Below are 15,032 nucleotides of genomic sequence, written 5' to 3'. Positions count from 1 at the left end.
CTTGGCGGTGTTGGTGAGTCCAACCGGCACCTTTGCAAATGATGGCGTGATGATGCTGCGAGTTTTGATCTTGAGCCTTACCCTGTTTACTGGCTTCGTCCAGGCAACTGTCCTGCAACGCCCGGTGACTCTGGACACCGGCAGCGGCGAACTTTTCGGCTCGCTGTTGCTGCCAAAGTCTGACAATCCCGTGCCGGTTGTCCTCATTCTTTCTGGCTCGGGTCCTACGGATCGTGACGGAAACAACCCGGACGGCGGGCGCAACGACAGCCTCAAACGACTGGCCTGGGTGCTGGCCAAGCACAATATCGCCAGCGTGCGCTTCGACAAACGCGGGGTCGCTGCGAGCCTGGCCGCGACGCCGGATGAGCGAAACCTGTCGGTGGAAGCCTATGTGGCGGACGCCGTGGCCTGGGGCCAGAAGCTCAAGGCTGATCCGCGTTTCGGCCCGTTGATCCTGCTCGGCCACAGCGAGGGCGCATTGATCGCAAGTCTGGCCGCACCGAAAGTCGACGCCGCGGCAGTCATTTCGCTGTCCGGCACGGCTCGGCCAATCGATCAGGTCTTGCGCCGGCAACTGGCCCGCAGTCTCCCGCCACCGCTGATGCAGCGCAGCAACGAGTTGCTCGACAGCCTCAAGGCCGGTCATACCGACGACAATGTCCCGCCCCCATTGCAAACGATCTTCCGCCCAAGCGTGCAGCCGTATCTGATTTCGCTGTTCCGTCAGGATCCGTCCGCCGCTTTCGCTCAACTGAAAATGCCGGCCTTGATCGTTCAGGGCAGCAACGACATTCAGGTTCAGGTGGATGACGCCAATTTGCTCAAAGCGGCAAAACCCGACGCGACACTGGCGTTGATCGAGGGAATGAACCACGTGATGCGCATCGTGCCCAACGACGTGAAGCGGCAAATGGCCTCCTATAAGGACCCGAATCTGCCTCTGGCGGCGGAACTGGGAACCCGTATCCTCGAATTTATTGACGGACTTCGCACCCGTTAAGCGCTTTTTGCCCTCTAGTCCTGTAGAAAACGGCCGATAAGCCTTTGTCGCCAGCGTACTGGCTGGCGGCAAGCCGCTTGGACAGGATCTCGCCGTTATGACTGATACCCAGACTTCACCCGACACCACCGCTGAAAAAGACGCACCGCCAGCGGTCGAGCTGCCATGGGCGGATGTCCACGTCGAGCACCACAAGATGCTCCGCCTGGCGCCGTTGCAGACCGACCGCAACACGGGCGGGCGGCCGTTGCGCTTTGTAGAGTTCGGCTACGCCGAGCGCAACAGCAAAGAACACAGCCTGATGCGCATGTCGATCAAACTGCCCGCGCAGCGTGTGCGCAAGGAACAGAACCAGCTCGACGTGTGGGTCGACCACAAGACCAAACGCGTGCATTTCGGCCCGGACAGCGGTTTGCAGATCGAACCGTTGAACCGTGGCATCGGCCGCTTCATGGCAGCCCAGGGCATCAACTGGGCAAAAAAGCGCTGGCCCACCTATACCGTCGACGGCATGGACTTGAACAACAAGGACGCGCTGAACGAAGACACCCGCCTGCGCCGCGATCACTTTCTGCGCGTGCATGGCTTTGATGTGGTTTACGCCGACGCCCAGCATTTGAAGGGCAGCGTCAAGGAAGTGCAGGTCGGTGACTTGCTGGGCGACTGGAACAGCGAAAAGCTGCAGATCGTCGAGATTCTCGAAGCCGCGCAGATGTTGCAGCAGGCCGAGCAGAACCTGGCCGAGCAGGAAGTGAAGCTGAAGAAACAGGAAGACAAGGTCAGCAAGTTCAAGCGTGAAGACGCGGGTTTGCGCTTCACCATTACTTGTCTGGTGGCGTTTGCGGTGTTCCAGGCGGGGTTGCTGATCTGGATTGCCACTCACCGCTGAGCCAATGATCGTTCCCACCAAGGTGGGAACGATCGGTTCAGGTCAGACGCGGGAAGCGAACAGCGCCTGATGATCGCGGCACTGTTCGGCGGTCAGCATGAACACGCCATGCCCGCCGCGCTCGAACTCCAGCCAGGCGAAATCGACTTCCGGGTAGAGCGCTTCGACGTGTACCTGGCTGTTGCCCACCTCGACGATCAGCAAACCCTTCTCGGTCAGGTGATCCGCCGCTTCGGCGAGCATCCGGCGCACCAGATTCAAACCATCGTCACCGCAGGCCAGGCCCAGTTCCGGCTCGTGCTGGTATTCGTCCGGCATGTCGGCGAAATCTTCCGCATCGACGTAGGGCGGATTCGACACGATCAGGTCGAAACGTTGACCCGGCAGACCATCGAAACCATCACCCTGCACGGTGAACACCCGCTCATCGACGCCATGGCGCTCGATGTTCTGGTTCGCCACTTCAAGGGCTTCGAACGACAGGTCCGCCAGCACAACCTCAGCGTTCTGGAACTCGTAGGCACACGCGATGCCGATGCAACCGGAGCCGGTGCACAGGTCGAGAATCCGCGCCGGCTCGTCGCCGATCCACGGTGCAAAACGGTTTTCGATCAACTCGCCAATCGGCGAACGCGGGATCAGCACACGCTCATCGACGATGAACGACATGCCACAGAACCACGCCTCGCCCAACAGGTAAGCGGTCGGAATGCGTTCTTCGATGCGGCGCTTGAGCAGGCGTTGCAGGTTGACCAGTTCGTCGTCTTCCAGCGCACAGTCCAGATAGCTGTCGGCGATTTCCCATGGCAGGTGCAAGGCACCGAGCACAAGCTGCCGGGCCTCGTCCCAGGCATTGTCGGTGCCATGGCCGAAAAACAGATCCTCCCCATGGAAGCGGCTGACGGCCCAACGGATGTGGTCGCGCAGGGTACGAAGTCGGGAAGTGATCACGGGGCAGAACTCCAGAAAAAACGACTGGCGATTCTACCAGCCAAAACGCGCCACGACGACGCAGGAAAAATCCCTGAGCGACGGTAGGAGTGTTCCGAATTCCTTATCGGCTATTGAACAGAACGTGTAACTTGACGAGGCTGCAGGCCAGTAACGACGGTGCCTACGATGGTAGCGATTCACAGAACCGCTCAGCCAGAGGACAATGTCGCAAAAGCCCCACCCCAAGGAGCCCCAGAATGTCCGTTCCAAAAACGATGTTTCAACTCAGCGGTCGCGGTTACGCAGCGGCCACGTTGAGCCATGCCACCGTGGTCATCATCGATGCCCAGAAAGAGTACCTCAGCGGCCCGCTGGCCCTGAGCGGCATGGACGCGGCTGTCGCGAACATCAAACAACTGGTTGCCGCCGCCCGCGCAGCCGGCCGGCCGATCGTGCATGTGCGCCACCTCGGCACCGTCGGCGGTCTGTTCGACCCGCAAGGCGAACGCGGCGAATTCATCCCCGGCCTGGAACCCCAGGGCGATGAAACCATCATCGGCAAGTTGCTGCCGAGCGCCTTTCACGGCACCGAACTCTACGATCGTCTGCAGACCATCGGTTCGCTGGACCTGATCGTCTGCGGTTTCATGAGCCACTCCAGCGTCAGCACCACCGTGCGCGCGGCGAAGAACCTGGGTTTCCGTTGCACTCTGGTGGAAGACGCCTGCGCCACCCGTGATCTGCCGTTCAAGGGCCGCGTGCTCAGTGCCGAACAGGTTCAGGAAGCGGAAATGGCGATCATGGCCGACAACTTCGCCACCCTCGCGCTGACCCAGGATCTGATCTGATCGACCGTAAATGAGCGGCTCAGCCCGCCGCTCATCTGCAAAAACCTCGCATTTGCTTCAATTACCCTAGCCTCAGGAACAACCCGGTCAACTCCCGGTCGAAGGGCCGATACCCATTGAGGAAGGTCGGAATGAAGTTATCCGATGGATTTGACGCACGCCGCTTGCGGCCCAAAGGCCAAAGCAACTGGCGATTTCGATTCGGTGCAGCGATCGCCGCCATTCTGGCGACATTCGGTGTGCTGCTGGCGATGGCCGGGGCCGCCAGCCTGCTGGGGCACCCGCCGGCACTCGGCGACTTGAACGCAACCCCGATGGGCTCGGCGATCATTCTGGCCGTCGGCCTGTTGTTCCTGTATTTCGGCGTAGCCCTGTGGCGTCGTTGCCGGCGTCGCGCACGGCAATCGCGGGAACTGAACATGTCCCCGCACCTGATGAAAAAACACGACTGAATCGACGGCCTGGCTTTTTTGCCGGGCCGTTTTGTGTCTGTTTGGGTAAACTGGCCGCCCTTCGCGGAGGCTGATATGCAAGACGACGATTTTTCCCTGTTCAAAAGTGCGATCCAAGGCGTCAAGCCGATCAAGCACGACCGCGCCGACACCGGCAAACCCAAGGCTGACCGCGCGCAAATCGCCAAGCTGCGCCAGTCCGCGACCATCCGTACCGAAACCACCACCGTTGACGGCCTGTCCGATCAGTTCGTGATCGACGTCGGTCCCGAAGACGAGTTGATGTGGGCCCGCGACGGCGTGCAGGAAAGCCAGATGCGCAAGCTCAAGGTCGGGCAGATCCCGTTCGAAGGCAGCCTCGACCTGCACGGCATGAGCGTCGAAAAGGCCCGGGAAACCCTCTGGGCATTTCTCGCCGAAGCGACCAAATTCGAAATCCGCTGCGTGCGCGTCACCCATGGCAAGGCTGTGCGGCTGGACGGCAAACGGCCGATGATCAAGAGCCACGTCAACACCTGGCTGCGTCAGCATCCGCAAGTGCTGGGTTTCTGCTCGTGCCAGGCGAAACATGGCGGTGCCGGCGCGGTCTACGTGATGCTCAAACGCACCATGATGGAAGGCCGCGACGAATAATCCCGTCACACCGAACTTGCAGGGTCGTGTCCGCCACCGTACCCTTGCCCTTTGCGAAAATCCCCACAGGTAGTTTCATGTCCCTGGAACAGAATTACACCGCGATTCTCGGCCAACTGGGCGAGGACGTGTCCCGCGAGGGCCTGCTCGACACGCCAAAGCGTGCCGCCAAAGCCATGCAGTACCTCTGCCGCGGTTATGAACAGACGCTCGAAGAGGTCACCAACGGTGCCCTGTTCAGCTCCGACAACAGCGAAATGGTGCTGGTCAAGGACATCGAGCTCTACTCGTTGTGCGAACACCACCTGCTGCCGTTCATCGGCAAGGCCCACGTCGCGTACATCCCGAGCGGCAAAGTGCTGGGCCTGTCGAAGGTCGCGCGGATCGTCGACATGTACGCCCGTCGCCTGCAGATCCAGGAAAACCTCAGCCGCCAGATCGCCGATGCGGTCCAGCAGGTCACCGGCGCGCTGGGCGTGGCCGTGGTGATCGAGGCCAAGCACATGTGCATGATGATGCGCGGTGTGGAGAAACAGAATTCGTCGATGATCACCTCGGTGATGCTCGGTGAGTTCCGCGAAAACGCTGCAACCCGCAGCGAGTTTCTCAGCCTGATCAAGTAATTTGCGACACAAAAAAACCGGCGTTGATCGCCGGTTTTTTTTCGTCCGTGAAAAATCGGGTAAGCTGCGCGCCTTCTTCAATGTCCCTGTGAGGCTTGTAACGTGTTCGTCAAAGCGCTTCGTGTCGGCCTCGGCCAACTGATCATCTTCGTTGATTTCCTGACCCGCCCGGGCAAGAAACAGCGCCCCGCCGCTGCTCAGGCTCAAGTGGACGCCGCCGCGAAAGACCTGACCCTGTATCAGTTCCACGCCTGCCCGTTCTGCGTGAAGACTCGCCGCAGCCTGCGCCGCCTGAATGTCCCGGTGGCCCTGAAGGACGCGAAGAACAACGAGCAGGATCGCCAGACCCTGCTGGAACAGGGCGGCAAGATCAAGGTGCCGTGCCTGCGCATCGAAGAAAACGGTCAGACCACCTGGATGTATGAGTCCAACACCATCATCGAATATCTGAACAAGCGGTTCGCCGCAGTCTGAATACAAAAACCGGCCTGATGGCCGGTTTTTTCATGCTGCCTGCGCGGCCTGGGCCTGGCGCACCACCGCTGCCAGACGCTTGAGCCCTTCGTCCAGCCGGGCCGGGTCGATGTGACTGAAATTCAGGCGCAGGTGACCGTGGTTGCGATCCGGCTCTGGGAAGAACGGTTCGCCCGGCATGAACGCCACATCATTGGCCAGCGCGGTGTTCAGCAAGGTGCGGGTGTCTAGCGGCTGCTTCAGGGTCAGCCAGAAAAACAGCCCGCCCTGGGGTGTGTTCCAGTCCGCCAGATCGGCGAAGTGAGTTTCCAGCGCTGATTGAAAAGCATCGCGACGCTGACGATAAAAGCTGCGCAATTCACTCAAGTGCTGTTGATATTTCTCGCTGCCGATCCACTGCAACGCCTGCCACTGGCCGATGCGGTTGGTGTGCAAATCCGCCGACTGCTTGAGTTTGAGCAGATGCGGAAACAGATCCGGACTGGCGATGAGGTAGCCGACGCGCAGGCCCGGCAACAGGGTTTTCGATACGGTGCCGGTGTAGATCCAGCTGGATTTTTTCAAGCGTCCGGCAATTGGTCGGGCGCTGCCGCCGTCGAACGTCAGTTCGCGGTAAGGCTCGTCTTCGATCAGGGTTACACCGAATTCGTCGAGCAGTGCTGCGACAGCCTCGCGCTTGGCTTCGCTATAGCGCACGGCGGATGGGTTCTGGAAGGTCGGGATCAGATAGATGAAGGCCGGGCGGTGCTGCTCCAGACGCTGACGTAATTGCGCAAGGTTCGGACCGTCAGCTTCCAGCGGCACGGTCAGGCAATCGGCGCCAAACAGCTGGAAGATCTGCAAGGCCGCCAGATAGGTCGGCGCTTCCAGCAGAATTTCGGTGCCCTTGTCGATGTATAACTTGGCCGCCAGATCGAGGGTTTGCTGGGAACCGCTGACCACCAACACCTGACTGGCCTCACATGGCAAACCCAACGCCCTCGCCTCTGCCGCAAGCGTTTCACGCAACGCAGGCTCGCCTTCGCTCATGCCGTATTGGCCGAGAGATAGCGGCATGTCGGCCCATTCGACCTTCGGCAGCATCGCTTCAGCCGGCAAACCGCCAGCGAAAGACATCACTTCCGGGCGCTGGGCCGCTGCAAGGATTTCACGGATCAGAGAACTTTTGAGACGCGAGACACGTTCGGAAAAAGCCATGGAAGTCACCGCTAGCGAGGCATGAGAAGAATGAGTCAAACTTGTTGACTGAAATTACGACAGCCCCAGCGGAAACGTCAATATGATTGACCTTAAAAACTGCACCAGCCAACAACAAGCCATGGAAGCGTTCTTCTTCGGCTATCAGGCGTTCACCGCCAAGGCCGACGAAATGCTTGAGCGTCGGGGCCTGTCCCGGGTGCATCAGCGCATCGTGTTCTTCATCGCCCGCTACCCGAATTTGAGCGTCAAGGAGTTGCTGGCGCTGCTGGGTGTTAGCAAACAGGCGCTGAACATGCCGTTGCGTCAATTGCAGGAAATGCACCTGGTGGACAGCGTGGCGTCCGAAGAAGACAAACGTAAACGGCTTCTGACGTTGACCGTCGAAGGTGCGCGATTCGAACAGGCGCTGCGCCGTGAGCAGGTGAAATTACTTGAGCGGGTGTTTGCCGAAGCAGGCGAAACGGCGGTCAATGGGTGGCTGGCGGTGAATCTGGCACTGGGGAAAAACCGTACAAGCGAGTGATATAGCCCGATCCTCAAAACTTTCGTCGACAAAACCAAAAACATTATTTGCTTTATTTGTATACAAAAGCATAATCCACAGCGTGCGAGTTCCTGACCGCATGGTCAACAAATTCGCGTATGCCTCAAAGGGCCGCTGCCACCCCCTCATAGGGTCCGGCCCTGGAAATAACAATAAAACTCTTGAGGAGTACTCGCTGTGGAAAGCCGCAAATCCGAAGCATCGACGCTGGAACTCTCGCCGCCGTTACGCAATGGCCTGCTTGAGCGCCTCTTTAAACTCAGCTTGCATGGCACCACGGTGAAGACCGAGCTGATCGCCGGTCTGACAACCTTCATCACCATGGCCTACATCATTTTCGTCAACCCGAACATCATGGCCGATGCCGGGATCGATCACGGTGCGGCGTTCGTCGCCACCTGTATCGCCGCTGCGCTCGGCTGCCTGTTGATGGGGCTGTACGCCAACTGGCCGGTGGGCCTGGCCCCAGGCATGGGCCTCAACGCCTTCTTTACCTACACCGTGGTCGGCACCATGGGCTACAACTGGGAAACAGCACTCGGTGCGGTGTTCGTTTCCGGTGTCTTGTTCATGATCCTGACCTTTTCGCGGATTCGCGAATGGCTGCTCAACAGCATCCCGGTCAGCCTGCGCTTCGCGATGGGCGCCGGTGTCGGCCTGTTCCTCGGCCTGATCGGCCTGAAAACCGCCGGCATCGTCGTCGACAGCCCGGCCACGCTGATCAAGCTCGGCTCGCTGCGTGAACCCGGCCCGCTGCTCGCCGCCATCTGCTTCCTGATGATCGCGATCCTCAGCTACCACAAAGTGTTCGGCGCGATCCTCATCAGCATCATCACCGTGACCCTGGCCGGTTGGGGCCTGGGCATCGTGCACTACTCAGGCATCATGTCGACTCCGCCAAGCCTGGCACCGACCTTCATGGCCATGAACGTCGCCGGCGTGTTCAACGTCAGCATGATCAGCGTAGTGCTGGCCTTCCTCTTTGTGCACATGTTCGACACCGCCGGCACCTTGATGGGCGTTGCCCAGCGCGCCAATCTGGTTGGCGCTGACGGCCGCATCGAAAACCTCTCCCGCGCCATGAAGGCCGACTCCGCCTCCAGCGTATTCGGTGCAGTGGTGGGCGTTCCTCCTGTAACCAGTTATGTGGAAAGTGCCGCAGGAGTGGCGGCTGGTGGTCGGACTGGTCTTACCGCAGTCACCGTCGGTGTGCTATTTATAGCCGCGATGTTCTTTGCACCGCTGGCCGGCATGATTCCCGCCTATGCCACCGCTGGCGCGCTGATTTATGTAGCGATGCTGATGATGGGCGGCATGGCGCACATCGAATGGGACGAAGCGACCGACAGCATTCCGGCCATCGTCACCGCGATCATGATGCCGCTGACCTTCTCGGTCGCCGACGGCATCGCGCTGGGTTTCATCACCTATGTCGCGCTGAAGGCCGGCACCGGCAAGTACAAGGAAATCTCCGTGAGTCTGTGGGTGCTCTGCGCGATCTTCATCGCCAAGTTCATCTTCCTGTAAGCGTCACGCAGTCCAAGCGTCAAAACAGCCTCACCCAACCGGGTGGGGCTTTTGCACATTCTTGATAACGATAAAAAGGAGAAAGTGATGAGTCTGGAAACCTGGCTGCTGTTCAGCGGCGCCGCGCTGGTGGTGATCCTGATTCCGGGGCCACTGTCATTGCTGATGATCAGCAACAGTCTGAATTACGGCTTGCGCCGTTCCTACCCGGCCTTTCTGGGTGGCGTAAGTGCATCAATCTGCTTGCTCAGTGCTTCTGCCCTGGGGTTGGGTGCCCTGCTGCTGGCATCGGAAAAGCTGTTCAGCGCTTTGAAAATCGTCGGTGCGCTGTACCTGTTCTATCTCGCCTGGCAGAGCTGGCAACAATCGCGTCAGCCATCGGTCGGCGCCCAGGTCCCTGAGGCGGCTCCGGTTCCGCGCTTCCGCGCCCTCTTCGGACGGGCCTTCGTGCTGGGCGCCAGCAATCCGAAAGACATCCTGTTCTTCGCCGCTTTCCTGCCGCAGTTCCTCAACGCCGAGCAGCCGTTTCTGCCACAACTGCTGGTGATGATCGCGACCTGGACGGTGCTGGATCTGCTATGCAAGCTGACCTACGGCCTCGGCGCCCATGGCGCCGCGCGCTACCTGCGCAGCGGCAAGGGCCAGAGCTGGTTCAACCGCATCAGCGCCGGTTTGTTTGGCGGAGCAGGTGCAGCCTCATTGTTGAGCAGCCACTGAGGCCGTTGGGATCGAGTGATACCCGGCAACATTTCGCCTCACGAATAGATATATGTACCGCACTTCGCAGCGTTGATTCACCGAACATCCGGCCTCTGCTGGCCAGACCAACGTGAATCGACCTTGCGAGTGAAATACCCATGAGTCCCAGACGACCGATAAAACCCGGTGCGGAAACCCCCTCACCCGAAACGCCTTTCACCCTACCCGACGTCCGACCTCCAGCACTGCACAGACTGCCGCTGAACATTGGCTCCCAGGGCGCAGACCGAGCACCTGTCGACCAACCCCGAACGCCCGTTCAATCATCCCCCTCTCAGCCTGTGCCACTGGAGATCGTCGACCTTCCGCTCGAAACCCATATCACCCCTGTCACCGTCCATGCACCGATCGAGCACTTTTTCCTCCCGCCCAATCAGTTATCCAGACTCCCGGCGCCAGACGCGCTTTCCGGGATTCGAGAGCTCGGGACGCAAAGGTACTTCGTGGATCTTCAGGAAGGAGGAACCGTGCTGCTGGGCATCGACTCGGAAAATCATTTCCGGGCCAGATTGAACAGCGACTACAAGCCTTCCGGCCCGCGCCTCGAACGTGTGGGAGGCACCCTCACCTGGCGCGTGAAGCCCACCGACGAGAGCGCCGGCGACAACGATTCCAGATTAACCGTCAAACGTCTGCGCAACCCGGGTGACGATTCTGGCGAGATTGTCGCGCCCAAACGTTCCTCCACCTCAACGGGCGATGATGGGTCCGCGCCCTGGAGAAGATGGGAAGCACCACCCCAACATGCTTCCTTCGGCAGCCTTGAAGTCGACGGAATCCGGTATCTGCTGGTGCCGCGCGGTAGCGATCCCGATCACCCCATCGTTTACATCAAGAATCCGGCACACTGGGTATACGACTTCGACTACATGGAACGCATCCTCGGTACAGACCTGCTGCAGCAACCCAGAGGCGCGATCCGCGTTCCGCCTGCCAATCGGTGGGAGATCGATCCGAACCTCCCCTTTCAACACCCGCTGAAACACTACATCGCCACCTATTTTCCGCAGCTGTCGGAAACCTCGATGGCCAAAGTGGCCAGGCACCAGTTCAGCCTGGCAAACGATGGGGACATGGCAACCGGCGTCGGTATGACCCGCCTCAGGCAAACGTTCAATGACTGGAAAAGTGGCAACAGCGCACCTCGACCGCAGTTGGCTGATCCGCTGCTGATGCTCCCGATACTGGCAACGTCCAGCAGCGGTACGGGATTTGCCCGGACTCTGGATTTACCGGCCGCATCCCCGGAAGGCCCTCTCCAGCGGCTGGACTTCGATTTGACGAAGCAAGAATGGGACGATTTCAAAACAACGCAGTCAGGTAACGAGCTCAAGCAGCTCATGACCGGCATTCTGAATCGACAGGGCTATGATGTTTTCCCGCCGACCATTGCGAATGCCTTTCCGGCTCTGGTGTTTCGTCGCAAAAACCATCCCTTTGTCTTTTTCATCAGCCTGTATCGCGTCAAGGGCAGAAAAATTCATCAACCCCTCAATTACGATCCTGATTCGATCGAAGCCCGGTTGAATACCCAGGTCGGGTACGCCGCACTGCAGGAAATGCTCCAGGCGCACGCAGAAAAAAGGCTGGTCTGGCTCAAGGGTGGGTCTCAGGTCCTGGCTTCGCAAACGGATACCGTTTTCATTGTCAGGGATGATGAGTCGAAGCTCGGAACGCTTGCCAGCCTGTAGTCCGGAACGCCTTTCGCGAGGCGAAAAAAAGCCCGCAGTGTGAGCGGGCGAAAGACCAAAGAAGCTATATGCGCAGTCGCTTCCCGGTGGAGGCAGCTGCTTGGGGGTCAGCTGCCCCGGTACGTGGAATAGCTGTAAGGCGAGATCAGCAACGGTACGTGGTAGTGGTCCTGTTCGGCAGAGATGCCGAACCGCAGCACCACCACGTCCAGGAATGCCGGCTCCGGCAACTGGACGCCACGGGCGCGGTAGTAATCGCCGGCGTGGAACTGAACCTGATAGACACCGGTACGGTAGTCATCGCCTTGCAGCAGCGGCGCATCGACCCGGCCATCGCTGTTGGTCAGCGCACTGGCGACCAATTCCAGGTGCGAACCTTCAACGCGGTACAGCTCGACCTTGATCGAGCTGCCCGGGCAACCGTGTGCAGCGTCCAAAACGTGTGTAGTCAAACGTCCCATTGATTCTGCGCGCCTGCCTGCGTGGAGCAGTCAGACTTCGCGCCTCCCGAAGTCAGTTGAAAAGGAGACCGCACCGTTTCGGAGCACGAAAAGCTGCGGCGAGCGATTGATTAAGACACTTTTCAAAAAAATTGTACACAATAAAAACGACATTTTTCCTCCTGCCCCCGCCATCCTCCGATTTCCCGGTGATCTGCCCTTGTACCATGCATTCATTGAACCCCCAGTCCATTAGCTGACTGGCCAGGCAGGTTTCTTGCAGGCTCACGCCATTAACAGTAAAAGATGACAGCCGGTGAAAAATGCGAAAATTCAGGCTTACAAATTGAGAATAAAGTTGTATACAATCAGCCCATCGCTGTGACGCCAGCCTGTGCAGGCCGTTACACAACCTGTCAACGAATAAGAAGGAAGACTGCAGTGAGCGCTGACTACCCACGCGACCTGATCGGTTACGGCAGTAACCCTCCTCACCCACACTGGCCGGGCAATGCCCGGATCGCCCTGTCCTTCGTGCTCAATTACGAAGAAGGCGGCGAGCGCAACATTCTGCACGGCGACAAAGAATCGGAAGCCTTCCTCTCGGAAATGGTCGCGGCCCAGCCTCTGCAAGGCGCGCGCAACATGAGCATGGAATCGCTTTACGAGTATGGCAGCCGTGCCGGCGTCTGGCGGATTCTGAAACTGTTCAAGGAATTCGACATTCCGCTGACCATCTTCGCCGTGGCCATGGCCGCCCAGCGCCACCCGGACGTGATCCGCGCGATGGTCGAGGCCGGCCACGAGATCTGCAGCCACGGCTACCGCTGGATCGACTACCAATACATGGACGAGGCGCAGGAACGCGAGCACATGCTCGAAGCGATCCGCATCCTCACCGAACTGACCGGCGAGCGCCCGCTGGGCTGGTACACCGGCCGCACCGGTCCGAACACCCGTCGTCTGGTGATGGAAGAAGGCGGTTTCCTCTACGACTGCGACACCTACGACGACGACCTGCCCTACTGGGAACCGAACAACCCGACCGGCAAGCCGCACCTGGTGATCCCGTACACCCTGGACACCAACGACATGCGCTTCACCCAGGTCCAGGGTTTCAACAAGGGCGACGATTTCTTCGAATACCTCAAAGACGCGTTCGATGTGCTTTACGCCGAAGGCGCCGAAGCACCAAAGATGCTGTCGATCGGTCTGCACTGCCGTCTGGTGGGCCGTCCGGCGCGTCTGGCTTCGCTCAAGCGCTTTATCGAATACGCCAAAAGTCATGAACAGGTGTGGTTCAGCCGTCGCGTCGACATCGCGCGTCACTGGCATGAAACCCACCCGTACCAAGGGGCTGCCAAATGAGCACCTTTCAAACCCTGAAACCGTCGACCCTGAGCCGCGACGCCTTCGTCAAAGCCTTCGCCGACATCTACGAACATTCGCCATGGGTGGCCGAGAAGGCCTTCGACCTGGGCCAGGACGCCTCGATCGACCAGATCGAAACCCTGCACCAGCGCATGAGCGACATCCTGTTGAGCGCCGATCACGAAAGCCAACTGGCACTGATCAACGCTCACCCGGACCTGGCCGGCAAAGCTGCCGTCCAGGGCCAGTTGACCGAAGCCAGCACCAATGAACAGGCTGGCGCCGGTATTCACCAATGCACGGCCGAAGAGTTTTCTCGCTTCACCGAGCTGAACGACGCCTACAAGGCCAAGTTCAAGTTTCCCTTCATCATGGCGGTAAAAGGCAGCAACCGGCATCAGATCCTCGCGGCGTTCGAAACGCGCATTCACAACCCGGTCGACACCGAGTTCAAATGTGCGCTGGCGGAGATCAACAAGATTGCCCTGTTCCGTTTACTGACTCTCTAGCGAGCCTGGCCCGAGAAACCTCTAGAACGCTTGTGTTTCCCAGGGCCCTGCAAGCATCCCAAGCCACTTATTTAAAGGCAGACAAGAAGAATGAAAGCTTACGCCGTACCTTTCGAGAAGTTCGTCAACCTGGCCGATGCCCGTCTGGGCACCAAAATCATTTCGGTCACCGATGACTGGTTCGCAGACGCCAATCGTCTGTTTCAGCCGACCCCGGCCGTGTGGAAGGAGGGCGTGTTCGATGACAACGGCAAGTGGATGGACGGCTGGGAATCCCGTCGCAAGCGCTTCGAAGGCTACGACAGCGCGGTGATCCGCCTGGGCGTACCGGGTTCGATCAAAGGCGTGGACATCGACACTTCATTCTTCACCGGCAACTTCCCGCCCTCGGCCTCGCTGGAAGCGTGCTTCCTGGCCTCGGGCGAGCCGGACGAAAACACCCAGTGGACCGAAGTGCTGTCGGCCGTCGAGCTGCAAGGCAACAGCCACCACTACCACGAAATCAGCAACGACAAGGCGTTCAGCCACCTGCGCTTCAACATCTACCCGGATGGCGGCGTGGCCCGTCTGCGCGTGTACGGCATTCCGTTCCGCGACTGGTCCGCTGTTGGCGACAACGAGCAAGTCGACCTGGCAGCAGCCCTCAACGGTGGCCGCGCCCTCGCCTGCTCCGACGAACACTTCGGCCGCATGAGCAACATCCTCAATCCGGGCCGTGGCATCAACATGGGCGACGGCTGGGAAACCGCACGTCGTCGCACCCCGGGCAATGACTGGGTGATCGTCGCACTGGGCCACCCGGGCGAGATCGAGAAAATCATCGTCGACACCCTGCACTTCAAGGGCAACTACCCGGACACCTGCTCGATCCAGGGCGCGTTCGTCAAGGGCGGCACCGACAGCCAGATCGAAACCCAGTCGCTGTTCTGGCGCGAACTGCTGCCGAGCCAGAAGCTGGAAATGCACGCCGAACACACCTTCGTCGAGCAGATCAAGGCACTGGGCCCGATCACCCACATCCGTCTGAACGTGTTCCCGGATGGTGGTGTGAGCCGCCTGCGCGTATTGGGCAAGGTCGCTAAATAAGCGGTGCGCCCTTCGCGAGCAAGCCCGCTCCCACAGGGGAATGCGGTCGA

The 15,032-nt window shown here is 59.6% G+C and carries 17 protein-coding genes; 14 read left to right on the top strand and 3 right to left on the bottom strand.

The window, feature by feature from the left end; all coding sequences use genetic code 11:
* Nucleotides 1-49: 49 nt before the first annotated feature.
* Both ACW9HX_RS22825 and ACW9HX_RS22820 read left to right on the top strand, forming a co-directional pair.
* A complete protein-coding gene (locus ACW9HX_RS22825; RefSeq protein WP_457382343.1) occupies nt 50-1,003 on the top strand; it encodes an alpha/beta hydrolase in 954 nt (317 codons plus the stop codon).
* Between the two features lie 97 nt (nt 1,004-1,100).
* Nucleotides 1,101-1,892 (top strand): hypothetical protein, encoded by a 792-nt coding sequence (locus ACW9HX_RS22820; protein WP_096822947.1) that lies wholly within the window; start codon nt 1,101-1,103, stop codon nt 1,890-1,892.
* 42 nt (nt 1,893-1,934) lie between these two features.
* Here the strand turns inward: ACW9HX_RS22820 and prmB are convergent, their stop codons facing one another.
* Complete coding sequence (prmB, locus tag ACW9HX_RS22815) at nt 1,935-2,843, bottom strand: 50S ribosomal protein L3 N(5)-glutamine methyltransferase (protein WP_457382342.1); 909 nt, start codon at nt 2,841-2,843, stop codon at nt 1,935-1,937.
* Between the two features lie 239 nt (nt 2,844-3,082).
* On the opposite strand from prmB, the gene ACW9HX_RS22810 reads away from it, so the two are divergent.
* The 5 genes from ACW9HX_RS22810 (at nt 3,083) to ACW9HX_RS22790 (ending at nt 5,855) form a co-directional block, all read left to right on the top strand.
* A complete protein-coding gene (locus ACW9HX_RS22810) occupies nt 3,083-3,673 on the top strand; it encodes a cysteine hydrolase family protein (RefSeq protein ID WP_011333204.1) in 591 nt (196 codons plus the stop codon).
* Nucleotides 3,674-3,804: 131 nt separating this feature from the next.
* Nucleotides 3,805-4,125, top strand: a complete 321-nt coding sequence (locus ACW9HX_RS22805; RefSeq protein ID WP_201239387.1) for a hypothetical protein — start codon at nt 3,805-3,807, stop codon at nt 4,123-4,125.
* Between the two features lie 75 nt (nt 4,126-4,200).
* Complete coding sequence (locus ACW9HX_RS22800) at nt 4,201-4,758, top strand: Smr/MutS family protein (protein WP_457382341.1); 558 nt, start codon at nt 4,201-4,203, stop codon at nt 4,756-4,758.
* 77 nt (nt 4,759-4,835) lie between these two features.
* Nucleotides 4,836-5,381, top strand: a complete 546-nt coding sequence (gene folE / locus ACW9HX_RS22795; RefSeq protein WP_003204506.1) for a GTP cyclohydrolase I FolE — start codon at nt 4,836-4,838, stop codon at nt 5,379-5,381.
* A gap of 102 nt (nt 5,382-5,483) precedes the next feature.
* Nucleotides 5,484-5,855, top strand: a complete 372-nt coding sequence (locus ACW9HX_RS22790; protein ID WP_007960011.1) for a glutathione S-transferase N-terminal domain-containing protein — start codon at nt 5,484-5,486, stop codon at nt 5,853-5,855.
* 30 nt (nt 5,856-5,885) lie between these two features.
* On the opposite strand, the gene ACW9HX_RS22785 is transcribed toward ACW9HX_RS22790, so the two are convergent.
* A complete protein-coding gene (locus tag ACW9HX_RS22785) occupies nt 5,886-7,052 on the bottom strand; it encodes an aminotransferase-like domain-containing protein (RefSeq protein WP_457382340.1) in 1,167 nt (388 codons plus the stop codon).
* A gap of 82 nt (nt 7,053-7,134) precedes the next feature.
* On the opposite strand from ACW9HX_RS22785, the gene ACW9HX_RS22780 reads away from it, so the two are divergent.
* The 4 genes from ACW9HX_RS22780 (at nt 7,135) to ACW9HX_RS22765 (ending at nt 11,576) form a co-directional block, all read left to right on the top strand.
* Complete coding sequence (locus ACW9HX_RS22780; RefSeq protein ID WP_457382339.1) at nt 7,135-7,578, top strand: MarR family winged helix-turn-helix transcriptional regulator; 444 nt, start codon at nt 7,135-7,137, stop codon at nt 7,576-7,578.
* Between the two features lie 198 nt (nt 7,579-7,776).
* The gene (locus ACW9HX_RS22775; protein ID WP_248741277.1) at nt 7,777-9,126 is read left to right on the top strand and encodes an NCS2 family permease; all 1,350 of its coding nucleotides are present in this window, start codon (nt 7,777-7,779) and stop codon (nt 9,124-9,126) included.
* A gap of 87 nt (nt 9,127-9,213) precedes the next feature.
* Nucleotides 9,214-9,843, top strand: coding sequence for a LysE family translocator (locus ACW9HX_RS22770; RefSeq protein ID WP_457382338.1), 630 nt, complete (start codon nt 9,214-9,216; stop codon nt 9,841-9,843).
* Between the two features lie 509 nt (nt 9,844-10,352).
* Nucleotides 10,353-11,576, top strand: a complete 1,224-nt coding sequence (locus ACW9HX_RS22765; RefSeq protein ID WP_457382337.1) for a hypothetical protein — start codon at nt 10,353-10,355, stop codon at nt 11,574-11,576.
* 107 nt (nt 11,577-11,683) lie between these two features.
* On the opposite strand, the gene uraH is transcribed toward ACW9HX_RS22765, so the two are convergent.
* Nucleotides 11,684-12,037 (bottom strand): hydroxyisourate hydrolase, encoded by a 354-nt coding sequence (gene uraH / locus ACW9HX_RS22760; protein WP_011333195.1) that lies wholly within the window; start codon nt 12,035-12,037, stop codon nt 11,684-11,686.
* Nucleotides 12,038-12,457: 420 nt separating this feature from the next.
* Between uraH and puuE the strand changes: the two genes are divergently transcribed.
* The 3 genes from puuE to alc all read left to right on the top strand — a co-directional run bounded on the left by puuE (nt 12,458) and on the right by alc (nt 14,982).
* Nucleotides 12,458-13,384, top strand: a complete 927-nt coding sequence (gene puuE / locus ACW9HX_RS22755; RefSeq protein ID WP_007960032.1) for an allantoinase PuuE — start codon at nt 12,458-12,460, stop codon at nt 13,382-13,384.
* Nucleotides 13,381-13,896 carry a 2-oxo-4-hydroxy-4-carboxy-5-ureidoimidazoline decarboxylase gene (gene uraD, locus ACW9HX_RS22750; RefSeq protein WP_457382336.1) on the top strand — a complete coding sequence of 172 codons (516 nt, stop codon included), beginning with the start codon at nt 13,381-13,383 and terminating at the stop codon, nt 13,894-13,896. The genes puuE and uraD overlap by 4 nt, the downstream gene beginning before the upstream one ends.
* 90 nt (nt 13,897-13,986) lie before the next feature.
* The gene (gene alc / locus ACW9HX_RS22745) at nt 13,987-14,982 is read left to right on the top strand and encodes an allantoicase (RefSeq protein WP_007960036.1); all 996 of its coding nucleotides are present in this window, start codon (nt 13,987-13,989) and stop codon (nt 14,980-14,982) included.
* The last annotated feature ends 50 nt before the right edge of the window (nt 14,983-15,032 follow it).

The sequence above is a fragment of the Pseudomonas sp. SDO52101_S400 genome, assembly GCF_054071635.1.
This window is presented reverse-complemented; position numbering and strand designations above follow the sequence as displayed.